The sequence below is a fragment of the Brevundimonas sp. UBA4553 genome, assembly GCF_002387245.1.
In the GTDB taxonomy this organism is placed as follows: domain Bacteria; phylum Pseudomonadota; class Alphaproteobacteria; order Caulobacterales; family Caulobacteraceae; genus Brevundimonas.
Window position 1 is genome coordinate 39,004 of the sequence record NZ_DGLD01000016.1, and the last position, 13,374, is coordinate 52,377.

16 protein-coding genes are annotated in these 13,374 nt (G+C 66.6%); 6 read left to right on the top strand and 10 right to left on the bottom strand.

All coding sequences use genetic code 11. The annotated features are described in order from the left end of the window. Window positions 1–7 precede the first annotated feature (7 nt). From cpaB to B4A39_RS10970, 3 genes are all read right to left on the bottom strand, one after another. Window positions 8–949 carry a Flp pilus assembly protein CpaB gene (gene cpaB, locus B4A39_RS10960; protein ID WP_292036532.1) on the bottom strand — a complete coding sequence of 314 codons (942 nt, stop codon included), beginning with the start codon at window positions 947–949 and terminating at the stop codon, window positions 8–10. Window positions 950–1,056: 107 nt separating this feature from the next. Beyond that, window positions 1,057–1,569 carry an A24 family peptidase gene (locus B4A39_RS10965; protein ID WP_292036533.1) on the bottom strand — a complete coding sequence of 171 codons (513 nt, stop codon included), beginning with the start codon at window positions 1,567–1,569 and terminating at the stop codon, window positions 1,057–1,059. A 111-nt stretch (window positions 1,570–1,680) separates the two neighbouring features. Then, on the bottom strand, window positions 1,681–1,851 hold the full coding sequence (locus B4A39_RS10970; protein WP_292036534.1) for a Flp family type IVb pilin: 171 nt from the start codon (window positions 1,849–1,851) through the stop codon (window positions 1,681–1,683). 284 nt (window positions 1,852–2,135) lie between these two features. Between B4A39_RS10970 and B4A39_RS10975 the strand changes: the two genes are divergently transcribed. Genes B4A39_RS10975 through B4A39_RS10985 form a run of 3 tightly spaced genes read left to right on the top strand, consistent with a single transcriptional unit; the run spans window position 2,136 to window position 3,642 of the window. Then, a complete protein-coding gene (locus B4A39_RS10975; protein ID WP_292036535.1) occupies window positions 2,136–2,537 on the top strand; it encodes a pilus assembly protein N-terminal domain-containing protein in 402 nt (133 codons plus the stop codon). 5 nt (window positions 2,538–2,542) lie between these two features. Continuing rightward, entirely contained in the window at window positions 2,543–3,091 is a 549-nt protein-coding gene (locus tag B4A39_RS10980; RefSeq protein ID WP_292036536.1) for a TadE/TadG family type IV pilus assembly protein, read from the top strand. After that, window positions 3,088–3,642 (top strand): TadE/TadG family type IV pilus assembly protein, encoded by a 555-nt coding sequence (locus tag B4A39_RS10985; RefSeq protein WP_292036537.1) that lies wholly within the window; start codon window positions 3,088–3,090, stop codon window positions 3,640–3,642. Before B4A39_RS10980 ends, B4A39_RS10985 begins: the two co-directional genes overlap by 4 nt. On the opposite strand, the gene B4A39_RS10990 is transcribed toward B4A39_RS10985, so the two are convergent. From B4A39_RS10990 to B4A39_RS11005, 4 genes are read right to left on the bottom strand one after another with little or no spacing between them, the layout of a single operon-like run. After that, the gene (locus B4A39_RS10990) at window positions 3,639–4,958 is read right to left on the bottom strand and encodes an anthranilate synthase component I family protein (RefSeq protein ID WP_292036538.1); all 1,320 of its coding nucleotides are present in this window, start codon (window positions 4,956–4,958) and stop codon (window positions 3,639–3,641) included. The genes B4A39_RS10985 and B4A39_RS10990 overlap by 4 nt on opposite strands. Then, window positions 4,955–5,731, bottom strand: a complete 777-nt coding sequence (locus tag B4A39_RS10995; RefSeq protein ID WP_292036539.1) for a tyrosine-protein phosphatase — start codon at window positions 5,729–5,731, stop codon at window positions 4,955–4,957. The genes B4A39_RS10990 and B4A39_RS10995 overlap by 4 nt, the downstream gene beginning before the upstream one ends. A 33-nt stretch (window positions 5,732–5,764) precedes the next feature. After that, a complete protein-coding gene (locus B4A39_RS11000) occupies window positions 5,765–6,091 on the bottom strand; it encodes a winged helix-turn-helix domain-containing protein (protein WP_292036540.1) in 327 nt (108 codons plus the stop codon). Next, window positions 6,091–6,717 (bottom strand): hypothetical protein, encoded by a 627-nt coding sequence (locus B4A39_RS11005; RefSeq protein WP_292036541.1) that lies wholly within the window; start codon window positions 6,715–6,717, stop codon window positions 6,091–6,093. The genes B4A39_RS11000 and B4A39_RS11005 overlap by 1 nt, the downstream gene beginning before the upstream one ends. A gap of 103 nt (window positions 6,718–6,820) precedes the next feature. Here B4A39_RS11005 and B4A39_RS11010 point away from each other — a divergent pair, with 103 nt between their 5' ends. Next, entirely contained in the window at window positions 6,821–7,567 is a 747-nt protein-coding gene (locus B4A39_RS11010) for an SAM-dependent methyltransferase (protein ID WP_292036542.1), read from the top strand. Window positions 7,568–7,684: 117 nt separating this feature from the next. Here the strand turns inward: B4A39_RS11010 and B4A39_RS11015 are convergent, their stop codons facing one another. Beyond that, window positions 7,685–9,130 carry an AMP nucleosidase gene (locus B4A39_RS11015; protein WP_292036543.1) on the bottom strand — a complete coding sequence of 482 codons (1,446 nt, stop codon included), beginning with the start codon at window positions 9,128–9,130 and terminating at the stop codon, window positions 7,685–7,687. Between the two features lie 110 nt (window positions 9,131–9,240). Between B4A39_RS11015 and B4A39_RS11020 the strand changes: the two genes are divergently transcribed. Further along, window positions 9,241–9,765, top strand: coding sequence for an SRPBCC family protein (locus B4A39_RS11020; RefSeq protein WP_292036544.1), 525 nt, complete (start codon window positions 9,241–9,243; stop codon window positions 9,763–9,765). Here the strand turns inward: B4A39_RS11020 and B4A39_RS11025 are convergent. Further along, the gene (locus B4A39_RS11025) at window positions 9,762–10,649 is read right to left on the bottom strand and encodes an alpha/beta hydrolase (protein ID WP_292036545.1); all 888 of its coding nucleotides are present in this window, start codon (window positions 10,647–10,649) and stop codon (window positions 9,762–9,764) included. The two genes, B4A39_RS11020 and B4A39_RS11025, sit on opposite strands and share 4 nt — an antisense overlap. 168 nt (window positions 10,650–10,817) lie before the next feature. On the opposite strand from B4A39_RS11025, the gene B4A39_RS11030 reads away from it, so the two are divergent. Then, a complete protein-coding gene (locus B4A39_RS11030; protein ID WP_292036546.1) occupies window positions 10,818–11,150 on the top strand; it encodes a hypothetical protein in 333 nt (110 codons plus the stop codon). Window positions 11,151–11,222: 72 nt separating this feature from the next. Here the strand turns inward: B4A39_RS11030 and B4A39_RS11035 are convergent, their stop codons facing one another. Further along, window positions 11,223–13,328, bottom strand: coding sequence for an alpha/beta hydrolase family protein (locus B4A39_RS11035; RefSeq protein WP_292036547.1), 2,106 nt, complete (start codon window positions 13,326–13,328; stop codon window positions 11,223–11,225). Window positions 13,329–13,374 lie beyond the last annotated feature (46 nt).

Sequence of the window (13,374 nt, forward strand, 5' to 3'; positions counted from 1 at the left end):
GGTTTCCTCATGGGACGGCGACCGCTTCGGCCTGGCCTTCGCGATAGACGCGCACAACGCTGCCCGCAGCCGGAGTATTGCCGCGCCGCGCAGCGCCGGGCACCTGACCCGAGGGTCCGGCCGTATCAGCGTAGGAGCGCAGAACCAGCGACAGTTCGCCTTCGGACTTGGCCAAAGCCAGGACTTCGGCGTCCCGGCCGCTGACCTCCAGGGTGGCGGTGGCGCCGACCACGGCCTGCTCGTTCTCGGCGGCGCGGGTGTTCTGATCGATGGCCAGGACCTTGACGTTCTGCATGACGGTGGCGGCGACGAATTTGGAGGTTTCGCCACCATTCGTTCCAGTGCTGGGCACCTTGACCTCGCGCGTCAGCAGGACATCAGCCCGGTCGCCGGGCAGGATGAAGCCGCCCGCAGCGGTTTCGACCGTAACGCGGATGGCCATGGCGCGCATGCCCGGCTCCAGGTAGGCGGCCATGTAGCCGCTGTCGCCCGCGCGCACGATCTTGCGTGCGACGATCGGCTCTCCGGCCAGAATGGGTTCACGCACGACCGAGCCGATGAAGTCGGCCTTGGCCCCGCCGGTCGCCAGATCCGTTGCAGCGCGGGTCACGCGCGCTGCGGCGCTTTCCGCCTTGGTGTCAGCAGTCTTTTCGGCGGCTGCGTCTTCCGCTGCGGGCGCAGCGGGCACCGGCACGCTGCCGTCGGTGATGAAGACCGGGTTGACCTCGGCCACGGGCCAGTCCTTCCACGCCAGGTCGGAATCGGTCAGTCGGCTGCCCGGCTCCAGATCCTTGGCCGCGACCAGAACCTTGGCCATGGGCTGGGTTTCGACGGCGGCGACGGCCACAGCCGTCGGCTCGCCGGACGACCCCATGGCGCGAACCACCAGGGCCAGGCCAATGGCCGACACGGCGGCGATACAGATTACGGCGATCTTGGCGGGCTTCATCGACGGTCTCCGGCAGGCGCGGCGACTCGAATTCCGGTTCTTCGCCCTCTGCCGTTAACGACAATGAGGCCGGGCGGTTAACGCCCCCCTAAGCCGTCCCCAGGCCTCTAGGCCCCGGCGAACGCCTGCACCAGCGGACTGGAGGGATAGGCCAGCAGGGCGCCGACGGCGATCGCCACGCCGTAGGGCAGGTCCCCCTTGGGCTGCATCAGGCGCGTGACCCAACCCGGCCCGTTCATGGCGAACACCTGCAACTGGCTCCGCGCCGCCATCAGCAGAAGGCAGAAGCCGCCGCCGATCATGGCGGTGTAGAGAAGAAGCGGCAGGATGCCGGCGGTCCCCATCCACAGAGCGGTTGCGGCGATCAGCTTGGCGTCGCCGCCGCCGAGCCATTTCATGGCGAACATCGCCATACCGATCACCAGGACCAGCAAACCCAGAGCCAGCGACACGCCGATCGTCGCCAGCGGCAGGCCCAGAGCGAAGGCGGCGGGGAAATAGGCCAAGAACAGAAGGCCCGAAATCCAGTTCGGGATCTTCATCGTGGTCAGGTCATTCAGCCCGGCGATAATCACCAGGACGGGCAGAATGCTCAACGGCAAAAGAAGCAGTTCGCTCATCTTCCGACCATGGCGCGCCAACCTTTAAGGCGAGGTTGCCGACCTCGAGCGCAGACAAGAAAAAGGCCGGAACGTCTCCGTTCCGGCCCCTTCCTTCGAATGTCGTTAAGCTTAGGCTGCGGGCAGACCAGCTTCAACCTTCTTGAATGCGCCATCCAGCTTCGGACCGATCAGCGTCAGCGTGCCGATGATGGCGACAGCGATCAGGGCCGCGATCAGGCCGTACTCGATCGCCGTGGCGCCGGATTCGTCTTTGGCGAAGTTCTTGATGAAGTTACGCATGATTGTCTTCCTTCTTTGTCTAAGCGAGCAACAGTTCCATGACCAGGGTCACCGGCTTTGCCCGCTTGACCCCCGTTTGCATGGCGACAATGCCCCGACGATCATTAAGGGCGAGTAAAACAGGCATCAGCGAGCCGGATTATTGATGGTTACTAACCTGTTTACTATAGAAAAGCCAAGAACGAGGCGGCTTCCCCCTGCCTTCAGGATTTCTTGATCTTTCAAGGCGAAGTTTCACGCCTAGCGCTCGCGCGCGCTCGTTCATCCACTCGGAGCCGTCGCCCATGCCCAGGACCTTCAAGAGGCTCGCCCTAGGCGCCGCTCTGCTCGCCCTGTCCGTCAGCGCCGCTCACGGCCAGTCGCGCCCTCTGAATGTCGAGATCGACCACGCCACCCGCGTTCAGCTGCGCGCGCCGGCCGGTTCCGTGATCGTGGCCAATCCCAGGATCGCCGACGTGACGGTTGTGGACGCCAACACCCTGTTCATCACCGGCAAGGGTTATGGCGTGACCGAGGTCATCGCCGTCGACGCCCTGGGCCGCCCCTTGTTCCAGAGCCAGGTGGTGGTCAGCGCTGGATCCGCCGGCTCCGTCCGCGTCTGGCGTGGCGCCCAGGCCACCGAAATGGCCTGCGGCTCCAGTTGCTCGCCCAGCGTGCGGGCGACACCGGCGTCTCCTGCCCCCTGATAATGATGGCCGGGCCGCTTCTCCTCCGCCTTGTTGGGTCCCCGTCCCGCCGCCGCAGGTCGACGCGTGAAGGGTCCACTGCGGTCGAATTCGGCCTGCTGGCCTTTCCCTTCTTCATTCTGTTGTTCGGGATCCTGGAGGTCGGGCTGCTTCTACTTCTGGATGCGGTCGTCGAGACTGCGGTCTCCGACGCCGGCCGACTGGTCCGGACCGGTCAGGCCCAGCAGCAGGCCATGACGCCCGCGGCCATCAAACAGAAACTGTGCGCCCGCATGAGCGTCTTTTCGGGCGACTGCCCCGACCGCGCCTTCATCGACGTTCGCGTGGTCGACAACTTCACCACGCCTGTCGCGCCTGATCCCCTGGCTTCCGGTGTTTTCGATCCGTCCAAGCTGACCTATCAGCCGGGCGGCCCAGGGGACCGCATCCTGGTGCGCATCTGGTACGAACAGCCGATCGTGACGCCCTTCATCTCGCAGGCGCTGTCGCGGACCACCGACCACAAGGTGCTGCTGACGACCTCCCTCGCCTTCCGCAACGAGCCCTACCAGTGAGCCGCCCCGCCCCCCGGATCAGGCGCGACTTCTGGCGCGATCATCGCGGCGCCGCGGCCATCGAGTTCGCCTTCATCGCCCCCATCATGATGCTGCTCTATTTCGGCCTGGTGGAGTTCTGCCAGGGCTATATGGCGAGCCGTCGCGCCGGGCACACCGCCTCTATCGTGGCCGACCTGGTGGCGCAGTCGGACGCGACGTCGACGCAGGATCTGGCCAAGGTCTTCGCCATCGGCGACATGATCATGCGCCCCTTCCCGTCCGGCCCGCTGTCCATCCGCGTGTCCAATGTGACGAAGGACGCCAACGGGGTCGCGCGCATCACCTGGAGCCGCGACAACAGCAAGGCTCTGACCGCGCTCGGCAAGAACTCCATCGTGACGGACCTGCCGCCGGGCCTGATCGAGAACGGCGAGAGCCTGATCCTCGGCGAGACGGCGTTCAAGTACACCTCGCCGTTCGCACAGGTGATCAAGACGCCGATCAACTTCCGCCGCAGCTACTATCTGCGGCCGCGCACGGTGGACAGCGTCGCCTGCAGCAACTGCTAGGCGCCGATCAGAGCCTCCTTCAGCGCCCTGACCTTGGCGTCAGTCTCCTCGCGTTCAGCGCCCGGATCGCTGTCGGCCACGATCCCGGCGCCGGCCAGAACCCGAAAGCGCCAACCCGACGCGTCTCGTTCGAGGAATGCGGTGCGGATCAGGACCGATGCCGTCAGCGCGGCGTCGCCCGCCAGGCCCAGGGCGAACAGGCTGCCGCACCACGGTCCGCGCGGCGGTTCATGCGCGGCGATGACCTTCATCGCCTGATGCTTTGGCGCGCCGGTGATCGAGCCGGGAGGAAAGGCCGCTTCCAGCACCCCGGCCGCGCTCCAGCCGGGCCGGACAGCGGCCGTCACCGTCGACACCAGATGGTGAACCGTCGGATGGCTCTCGATCTCGAACAGCCGCTCCACGCGCACCGACCCCGGCACGGCCGCCCGCGCCAGATCGTTGCGCATCAGATCAACGATCATCAGGTTCTCAGCCCGGTCCTTGGCGCTGGCGACCAGGTCGGCGGCCAGGGCCGCGTCGCGCTCAGGGTCGCTGTGCCGCGGCCGCGTGCCCTTGATCGGTCGCGTCTCGATCCGGCCGGACACAGGGTCGAAGGTCAGGAACAACTCCGGCGAATTGGACACCACGACCCGCTCGCCCAACCGCCAAAAGGCGCCGTAGGCCGCGCCCCGTCCCGCTGAAAGCCGCAGGAAAACCTCGAACGGGTCCCGGGCGGCGCCCAGCCGTCCGCTCCAGCCCCGCGCGATATTGGCCTGAAACAGCTCGCCGGCTGCGATCCGCGCGACGACGTCGGCCACGGCGGCTTCGTAGGCCTCGGGGGCCGCTTCTTCGGTGAACGCGTCGGCGGGGGGCGACGGCGTCGGCGGCGCGACGGCGAGGCTGAGCCACGCCTGGGCCTGCCGCGCCCTTTCTCCGGCCTCACGCCTATTGGGGCCCCGTCCGACCGCCAGCACCTCGCCTCGGGCATGGTCGAACGCCAGCAAGGCGGGATAACGCGCCAGCATGAGATCGGGCCAGACCTCGGCGCGCGGCCCCGTCGCCGGACGCGCCCCGGCGTCATAGCTCATCAGCCCCACCACGCCGCCCGCAAACGCGACATCGCGCAGGGCGTCGAACGGCGCCCCGCCCTCCACCGGGCCGACGTGAACCTGATCCGGCTCGCACGCCACGAAGGACCATCGGCCGCCATGCGCCGCCGGGTCGCCCGCTCCGGCCAGCAGCGCCAACGCCCCCTCGCGGCGATTCAATCCCGTTGCGACGGCGAGCGGGTCGGTCCAGTCCAGCCGATCGATTTGCACGACGGCCAGGCTCATGCCGTCAACTGGCCCCGGATGCGCTCGGCCAGCCCCGGATCGACGCCCAGGGCCTGTTCCATATAGGCGGCGAGAGAGCCGTGTTGCGCTGTGATCTCGGCGAAGGCCCCGTGCAGATAATCGGCCTCGACGCCAAGAAACGCGACCACAGCGCCGTGCGATGCAGGGCGACCGGTCATCTCGGTCAGCTTTCTCGCTATGCTCTCGGCCCGGCCTTCCAGATCGACGGCGCGATTGGTCAGGAGGTAGTCCGCGATCAGATCGTCGCGCGACACGCCCAGCAGGCTGTGGGTCAGGGCCGCAAGAAGGCCGGTGCGATCCTTGCCCGCCGCACAATGGATCAGGATCGGGCCTTCTCCCTCGCCCAAGGCGGTGAAATAGCGGCTGAACAGATCGACATGGGCCGACTCGAACGGCAGGCGGCGATAGGTGTCGGTCATGAAGGCGCGGCCCGAGGTCTCGGTCAGGTCGCTGTTCTTCAGAAAGGTGATGTGCGGAGCTTCGCCGCCGTCATCATGGGCGCTCTCGATCACCCGCCCGCCCCATCCTGCCGGCCGGCGCGAGGGCTGGTCGCGTCGCTCGCTGGGACGGCGCAGATCGACCACCGTGGCGAGATTCAACTTCGCCAAACCCTCCAGGTCGGCCTCGGTCGCTCGCGCCTGATGCGCCGAACGATACAGACGTCCCCGCGCGATCCGGGCATGGCCGGCGGCGTAGTCGCCATAGTCGCGGAAGTTATCGATGGCCTGAAACGGCGAAAGGCGGTCGCTCATGACCGCCTTCCTTAGACTATTCATCGATCAAGGCTACCGGGCGCCGACCAGCCCGGACATGGCGTCAAGGTAGGCGACGAAGGCATCACGCCCCGCCTCGGTCATCGTCGCCCGCGTCAGAGGCTTGCGACCCTGGAAGCTCTTGGCGACCTCGACAAAGCCAGCCTCCTCCAGCTTTCTCAGATGCACCGACAGATTGCCGTCCGTGGTCTGAAGGCGCGCCTTCAGTTCATTGAAGTCCGCCGTCCCGACGCCTGACAGATAGGCCATGATCCCCAGACGCACCCGCCCATGGATGACCTCGTCGATACGGCCGATGTCGAAGGCGTCCGCCGTGTCCGCAGCCGATTCCGTCGCCATCAGATCACCTCCGAAGGTTCCTGACGCACCAGCAGGACGCCGGGGACAAGCGCGAACAGGAACAGCCCCGCCGCATAGGCCAGCCACATCAGCGGGCTGCCCGTCAGGAAGGCGATCAGGGGGGCGGCGATCCAGCAGGCGATCGCCAGCTTCCACTGCCATTTCTGATCGCTCATGGTCGCGGACACGGCCCAGCCCGAGCCGTAGAGGGCGAAAATCAGTGAAGGAAACAGCATGAAGCTCACATCGCTGCCTGTCTTCCAGCTGACTACCGTCATCGCCAGCGCCATGAAGAAGATGGCCATACCGACGCCCATCCAGCCTGCGCCGCCGGCTCGGTTCACTACGGAATTCGCGCCGGGCCGACCGCCGGTTCGACGAATCTGCAGCATCAGAACGACAAAGAAGATCAGACCCGCCCCGCCCCACAGGAAGGCGTAGGCGACCGGCGGCAGGTTGAGGATTCCGCTGTCGATGCCATAGGCGACGATCGAGGCTAGCCCAAAGACGAGGCCGGCGGCGATCAGGATCGACCCGCCCAGTAAAGGCGCGCGTCGCCCCTCCTGAGCCAGGGCCTTCATATAGGCGATGTCATCGTGGACGGACTGAACTTGATCTCGAGTCATGGCGATCTCTCCCTGCCTGTTGAGGGAAATGTGCATCAAGAACTTTATCTTGTAAAGTTCTTTTTCTGAGACGCGACAGCGCGACGCGTTCTAGGTCTTGGCCATGCGCGTCGCCTTCCATCACATCGCCTATCAGCCCCTGGCCGTCTGCAACGCCCTGTCGATGGAACGGCTCGTCGCGACCGCGGGCCTAGCGGGCCTGAAGCCCGGCGCGCCCGTCATGGACATCGGCTGCGCCTACGGCGAAGTGTCCATCCACCTGGCCCGCGCCTTCAATGCCCGCGTCACGGCCGTCGAACTGGACCCGTTCATGGCCGAGGGCGCAGAAGCCCGCATCAAGGCGGCGGGGCTTTCGGACCGGATCGCCGTCCGGCAGGAGACCTCAGCGGCGGCGCTTGCGGCCCAGCCCCCCTTCGACCTGATCGTCGCCATCGGCTCGACCGAACCGGCGGGCAAGGGTCTGCGCGAGCCCGCCGCCGTCTTCGCCGCCCTGGCCGAGCATCTGACCCCAGGCGGCGCACTGCTGTGGGGCGACCTGTTCTGGAAGGAGGAGCCGCCCACGCCCCTTCGCCAGTTGGTCGAGACCGGCGGCTATTACGTCAGTCATGACGAATGGCAGGCCGCCGCCCGCACAGCGGGACTGGAGATCGTCTCGGCCGAAATCAGCGGCGATCCTGAATGGGCGACCTACCGCACCGGCATGGAAACGTCGATCGCCGGCTGGCTGGACGCCAATCCCGACCACGCCGACGCCTCGTCGGTCGCCGCGACCGCCAGCCGGGTCAAGATGATGTTCGACTTCGGCGCGCCCTACCTCGGCTTCGGCCACTACCTCTTCCGCAAGAGCTGAGCCCCAATAGAAAAGGGCGCCCAGGAAATCCCGAGCGCCCCGATCCATAGGCCACTATTCTTGCGCTCAAATAGGGCGCGACCAACCGGCAAGTAGCGCAAAGCGCGGTAGGCCCGCTTACCGGAAAGGCGGCTCGTCAAAGGCGCGCAGCTTGCGAGAGTGCAGCTTCGTGCCCTCCGCGCGCAGCAGGTCGATGGCCTGGATGCCGATCTGAAGGTGCTCCGAGATCGAGCCTTCGTAGAAGCGATTGGCCTGCCCCGGCAGCTTGATCTCGCCATGCAGAGGCTTGTCCGAGACGCACAGCAGGGTCCCGTAGGGCACGCGGAAGCGATAGCCCTGCGCCGCGATGGTGGCCGATTCCATGTCGATGGCGACGGCTCGGCTCTGGTTGAAGCGCAGCGCCGACTTGGAATAACGCAGCTCCCAGTTGCGGTCATCGGTGGTGACCACCGTGCCGGTGCGCAGGCGCTTCTTGACCTCTTCGCCCGGCGCGCCCGAGACCAGCTTGGTTGCGTCATAGAGGGCACGTTGCACCTCGGCGATCGACGGGATCGGGATGTCGGCGGGCAGGACGGCGTCCAGGACGTGATCATCGCGCAGATAGGCGTGGGCCAGGACGTAGTCGCCTATGGTCTGGCTGGCGCGCAGGCCGCCGCAGTGACCGATCATCATCCAGGCGTGCGGACGGGTGACCGCCAGGTGATCGCAGATGGTCTTGGCGTTGGACGGGCCGACCCCGATGTTGACCAGGGTGATGCCCGTGCCGCCCGGGGCGGTCAGGTGATAGGCGGGCATCTGATGCCGGCGCCAGGCCGCATCCATGATGGCGCGTTCCGGGTCAGGCGTCTCGCGATCGATGATCACGCCGCCAGCGCAGGACAGGGTCTCATAAGGGCTGCCCGGGTCGGCCAGCTGGGCGCAGGCCCAGCGCACGAACTCATCGACGTAGCGGTGATAGTTGGTGAACAGGACGTAGGACTGCACGTCCTCGACCGGCGTCCCGGTGTAGTGACGCAGGCGGGCCAGCGAGAAGTCGGTGCGCAGGCCGTCGAACTGGGCGAGGGGGAAGTCTTCTCCCGGCGCGAACAGGCCGTCCGAGATTTCGTCGCCGATATGGGCCAGATCCGTGGTCGGGAACCAGCGGGCGATGGCCGCCGTCATGGTGCTGTCCAGCGCCACGCCGGAACCGTCCAGCACATAGGGGAAGGGAATTTCCTGATCCGAGGGCTCGACCGTCAGGGTCGCGCCATACTCGGCGACCAGCAGGGTCAACTGCTCCAGCAGATAGTCGCGGTACAGGTCCGGCCGGGTGACGGTGGTCGTATAGACGCCGGTGCGCGACAGGCGGGCGAAGGCCCGCGTCTCAAGGTCCTGAGGACGGTCGCCGAACCAGCTGACGGTCAGTCTGGGATAGGCGAACAGGCCAGCGGCCCGGGCTTCTGGATCGGCGCGCTCGCCGGTCTCGAGGAAGCGCTTCACCGCATTGCGCAGGTTGGCGACGGATTGATTGTAGAGGGTTTCGAGGCGGTCCAGCGCCGCCTGGGGGGTCATCTTGTCTGTCATGACCTCCTCTAGCCGAAAACCGTGACCATGGCGAGACGGGGGAAACACAAGGACACGACTGTTGACCGACGGCCCGGGACGGCGTTCGTCTGCGGTCAGGAGGAACATCCATGTCCAGACGCGTGATTTCGACAGCCGCCCTGCTGGTCCTGACCGCCGCACCCGCTCACGCCGAAGTCAAATCGGCCACGCCCGGCGGCTTCGAGGCTGGCGGATCAGTGGTTATCAACGCCCCGCCCGCCCGGGTCTGGACTGCGCTGACCGCGCCCGACGACTGGTGGAGCCGCGACCACCGCTGGTTCAAGGGCTCGACCCTGTCGCTCGACCTCGCCCCCGGCGGCTGCTGGTGCGAACACGCGCAAGACGGCCGTGTGTCGCGCCATCTGGAAACGGCTCTCGTCGAGCCGGGGTCTAAGCTGGTGCTGCGCGGCGGCCTGGGCCCCCTGCAAGGTCAGGGAGCGAGCGGCGGTCTAACCTTCGATCTCAAGGCTGAAGGCGCGGGCAGCCTCCTGACCTGGTCCTACATTGTCGGCGGCTATACGCCCGGTGGGCTGGAGGGCTGGGCCGCCCCCGTTGACAACGTGCTGTCGGCGCAACTGACCAATCTCAAGGCGCGCGTCGAGGCCGCCGACTAGGCCAGTTCGCGCCGGAAGAAGGCCACCACGTCGTCCAGCACCGGGGCTTTCTTGCGGAACAGCGGCGAGAAGGTCGCGATCAGGTCGGCATGGTCAAGGCCAGGATAGAGATGGGCCTCGGAGCGGCCGCCAACCGCCCTCATCCTGTCGTTCAGGATCGTCGTGTCTTCAGCGTGGACCACGGTGTCGGCGGCCCCATGTCCGAGCCACAGGGGCGGCGCATCCCTGCGCGCAAAGGTCACCGGCTGTGTCAGGGTCGGGTCGGGCGCCCGGCCAAAGGCGTTCTGCGACGCCGCCACATCAAAAGGCAGGAAATCATATGGGCCCGCCAGACCGGCTGCCGCCCGGATCAGGTCGGATCGGTCCACGGCCGCCATGTAGCGCCGGTCCAGCGTGATCATCATCGCCAGGTGGGCGCCCGCCGAATGGCCCAGCACGCCCAGCCGCCCCGCGTCGCCGCCGTACTGGATCGCCAGATCCCCCGCTCGCGCGGTCGCGGCCGCCGCATCCTCGATGAAGCGAGGGAACCGCACCTGGGGCACGACGCGGTAGTCCGGCAGAAAGACGACAAAGCCGCGCGCAGCCAGGGCCTGCGCCGCCCACCCGTAGACATCCTTGGAGCCGGAATCCCAGCCGCCGCCGTAGAAGAAGACCAGAACCGGCAGGTCGATGGCGCCGGTCGGCGCATAGACATCCATCGTCTGGCGGGGATCGTCGCCATAGCCTACGCCGGATGCGACCTTGCCCGCCCCTCGATCGCGCGGCCCCAGCGCATTGAGCGCCGCCAACGGCGAACAGGCGGACGCCAGACCGCCCAACAGGGCGCCGACGAATGGGGCGAACAGGCCTCGACGGGTCATGAGGTTCCGGCGGATCGTGGACACGGACCTCTTCTACGCACGAACGCGGCGTTCGGCTCAATCCCGGGAGCCCGCAAGACGCAGAACGTCACACTTCACACACTGATTTGTCGCATAATATTTACATTCCAAAAAATGAGCGCATAATTCGCTCTGAGTCCGGAGCGAATTCCGGCCAAGGGAGGATATCTCATGCGCCTGTCCGTCGCCGTCGTCTCGGCCCTGCTGCTCGCAGGCGCCGCCCCCGCCCTGGCCCAGAGCCCTGGACAGAGTCCGCAGAGGCAGAACGTGCAGGCGACGCGGGTGTCGACGCCCCAGCCGCAGCGCGTGGTGCTGATCTGCGAAAGCGACGCCGCGACCCGCGCCGCCTTCACCCGTCAGTACGGGGCCGAGCCGGTCTTCCTGACCGCGCGCGAAGCCGCCGAGGCCAAGACCGCCGGGCAGACCTGGACCACGCCGCGCTGCATGACCGAACGCGAGCACGGCCGCTACGTCCAGCTGACCCAGGCCTACGCCGCCCACTAGACATCAGTTCCAGAACGACAAAGGGCGCGGCCATCACTGGCCGCGCCCTTCTTCTTGGTCAGGTGAACGACCTTATTTGGCCAGATACTTGTCCAGCCAGCCGAACACCTCGTTGTGCCATTGCAGGCTGTTGGCCGGCTTCAGCACCCAGTGGTTCTCGTTGGGGAAGAAGACCAGTCGGCTGTCGATGCCGCGGCGCTGCAGGGCGGTGAAGGTCGACAGACCCTGCGCCGTGGGGATGCGATAGTCGAGGTCGCCCTGGACCACCAGCATCGGCGTCTTCCAGTTCTGCACGTGGTTCGCCGGGTTGAACTTCTGATAGCCTTCCGGGTTTTCCCACGGCGTGCCGCCGTATTCCCACTCGGTGAACCAAAGTTCCTCGGTCGAATAGCCCATGCCGAAGGTGTCGAAGACGCCGTCATGGTTGACCAGGCACTTGAACGCGTCGGACCAGTTGCCAGCGATCCAGTTGATCATATAGCCGCCGTAGGAGGCGCCCAGAGCACAGGCGTTATTGCCGTCCAGGAAGCTGTACTTGGCCTGGGCCGCGGCCCAGCCCTTCTGCAGGTCTTCCAGCGGGCGGTCGCCCCAGTGCTGGCTGATGGCGTCGGTGAACTCCTGGCCGTAACCGGTCGAGCCGTGGAAATCGATCATCACCACCGCATAGCCGGCGCCCGCATAGGTCTCGGGGTTCCAGCGATACGACCAGCTGTTGCCGAACGAACCCTGCGGCCCGCCGTGAACCAGGAAGGCGACCGGGTATTTCTGACCCTCGACATAGTTCGCAGGCTTGATGACGAAGCCATGCACCGTCTCGTCGTTCCAGCCGGGGAAGCTGAACTGCTCGAACTGGCCGAAGGCTTTGTTCGCCAGCTGCGGGTTCACGTTGGTCAGGCGGCGCGGCATCTCGCGACCGCGCCAGGTCTTGAAGTAGAGGTCGCTGGGCGAGGTCAGGGTGTCGACCGCCATGACGAAGCCCGAAGGCGTCTGCTGGAAGGCGCCGACGTGGCCTTCGCCGGTTAGAGGCATGACCGAGCCGTTGCGCGTGTCGATGGCGAACAGGCGGGTCTGACCGACGTCGCCAGCCGTGGTGTAGAGGGTCTTGCCGTCCGCCGACCACTGCAAGCCGTCGGCCGAGCGATCCCAGTTGGCAGCGATCTGACGCGTCTGGCCCGTGGCCACGTCACGAAGGAAAATCGAATACTTGTCGGCCTCGAAGCCCGGACGGGCCATGGCGCGATAGGCCAGGGTCTGACCGTCCGGCGAGAAGACCGGGCCGGTGTCCCAGGCCGGGTTGGCCTCGGTCAGGTTGGTCAGTTGGCCGGGCGCCGAAACCGCGACGCTGTAGAGGTCGAAGTCCGTGCTCCACGGCTCGCTCTTGCCAGCTTCGCGCGCCGAGAAGACCAGCGACTTGCCATCGGGGGCGAAGACGAACTCGCTCTCGTCGCCGAACGGCTTGGAGGGGGTGTCGCCGTCAAAGCCCTTGGTCACCCAGACCGGATCGCCTCCGGCCTTGCCGTCCGCACCGATCGGCTGGACGAAGAGGTGGTTCTGGGTGTGGTCGCTCCAGGTGTCCCAGTGGCGCACGAACATCCGGTCATAGACCTGACCCGTCGATTTCACTTCGGCGGCGGCCTTGGCGCGTTCGACCGAGGCGTTCAGGTCGCTTGCCTCGGGATAGACGGCCAGAGACACGGCCACGGCGTCGCCTGCGGCGTTGACGCGATAGGCGTTGACGTCGGTCGGCAGGCTGGTGACCTGCGTCGCCGTCGCGCCCTTGTCGCCCGACACCCAGACCTGGCTCGAACCTGAACGGCCCGACAGGAAATACAGCTTGCCGTCGGCGCCCCAGCGCGCGGTGTTGGCGCCGCCTTCGGAAATGGCCAGCTTCTGCGCCTCGCCCTCGCCCTTCAGGCTCAGGATGTAGAGGGCGCTCGAGCGGCGATTGGCCGCCACGTCCGTCTGGGTCAGCGCATAGACCACCCATTCGCCGTCCGGCGACACCTGCGGATCGCCCAGCCGGTTGGCCGAGATCATGTCCTGATAGGTGAAGGCGTTCGACGTCGCCTGAGCCGTAGCCGCCGCCGGAACAGGCGCCTCGGCCAAGGCCGGCAGGGCCGAAGCCGTCAACAGGGCGACGGCGCTCAGGCCAGACAGAAGATGGGGCAGACGGCGCATGGGCGCTCCTCAAGCGGATTTCGATCTGCCCGAAGGCCTATACCCC

Bases quoted from the DNA above. Each gene is read 5' to 3' on its own strand.
- cpaB (WP_292036532.1), bottom strand. From the start codon at position 949: ATGAAGCCCGCCAAGATCGCCGTAATCTGTATCGCCGCCGTGTCGGCC.
- B4A39_RS10965 (WP_292036533.1), bottom strand. From the start codon at position 1,569: ATGAGCGAACTGCTTCTTTTGCCGTTGAGCATTCTGCCCGTCCTGGTG.
- B4A39_RS10970 (WP_292036534.1), bottom strand. From the start codon at position 1,851: ATGCGTAACTTCATCAAGAACTTCGCCAAAGACGAATCCGGCGCCACG.
- B4A39_RS10975 (WP_292036535.1), top strand. From the start codon at position 2,136: ATGCCCAGGACCTTCAAGAGGCTCGCCCTAGGCGCCGCTCTGCTCGCC.
- B4A39_RS10980 (WP_292036536.1), top strand. From the start codon at position 2,543: ATGGCCGGGCCGCTTCTCCTCCGCCTTGTTGGGTCCCCGTCCCGCCGC.
- B4A39_RS10990 (WP_292036538.1), bottom strand. From the start codon at position 4,958: ATGAGCCTGGCCGTCGTGCAAATCGATCGGCTGGACTGGACCGACCCG.
- B4A39_RS10995 (WP_292036539.1), bottom strand. From the start codon at position 5,731: ATGAGCGACCGCCTTTCGCCGTTTCAGGCCATCGATAACTTCCGCGAC.
- B4A39_RS11000 (WP_292036540.1), bottom strand. From the start codon at position 6,091: ATGGCGACGGAATCGGCTGCGGACACGGCGGACGCCTTCGACATCGGC.
- B4A39_RS11005 (WP_292036541.1), bottom strand. From the start codon at position 6,717: ATGACTCGAGATCAAGTTCAGTCCGTCCACGATGACATCGCCTATATG.
- B4A39_RS11010 (WP_292036542.1), top strand. From the start codon at position 6,821: ATGCGCGTCGCCTTCCATCACATCGCCTATCAGCCCCTGGCCGTCTGC.
- B4A39_RS11015 (WP_292036543.1), bottom strand. From the start codon at position 9,130: ATGACAGACAAGATGACCCCCCAGGCGGCGCTGGACCGCCTCGAAACC.
- B4A39_RS11020 (WP_292036544.1), top strand. From the start codon at position 9,241: ATGTCCAGACGCGTGATTTCGACAGCCGCCCTGCTGGTCCTGACCGCC.
- B4A39_RS11030 (WP_292036546.1), top strand. From the start codon at position 10,818: ATGCGCCTGTCCGTCGCCGTCGTCTCGGCCCTGCTGCTCGCAGGCGCC.
- B4A39_RS11035 (WP_292036547.1), bottom strand. From the start codon at position 13,328: ATGCGCCGTCTGCCCCATCTTCTGTCTGGCCTGAGCGCCGTCGCCCTG.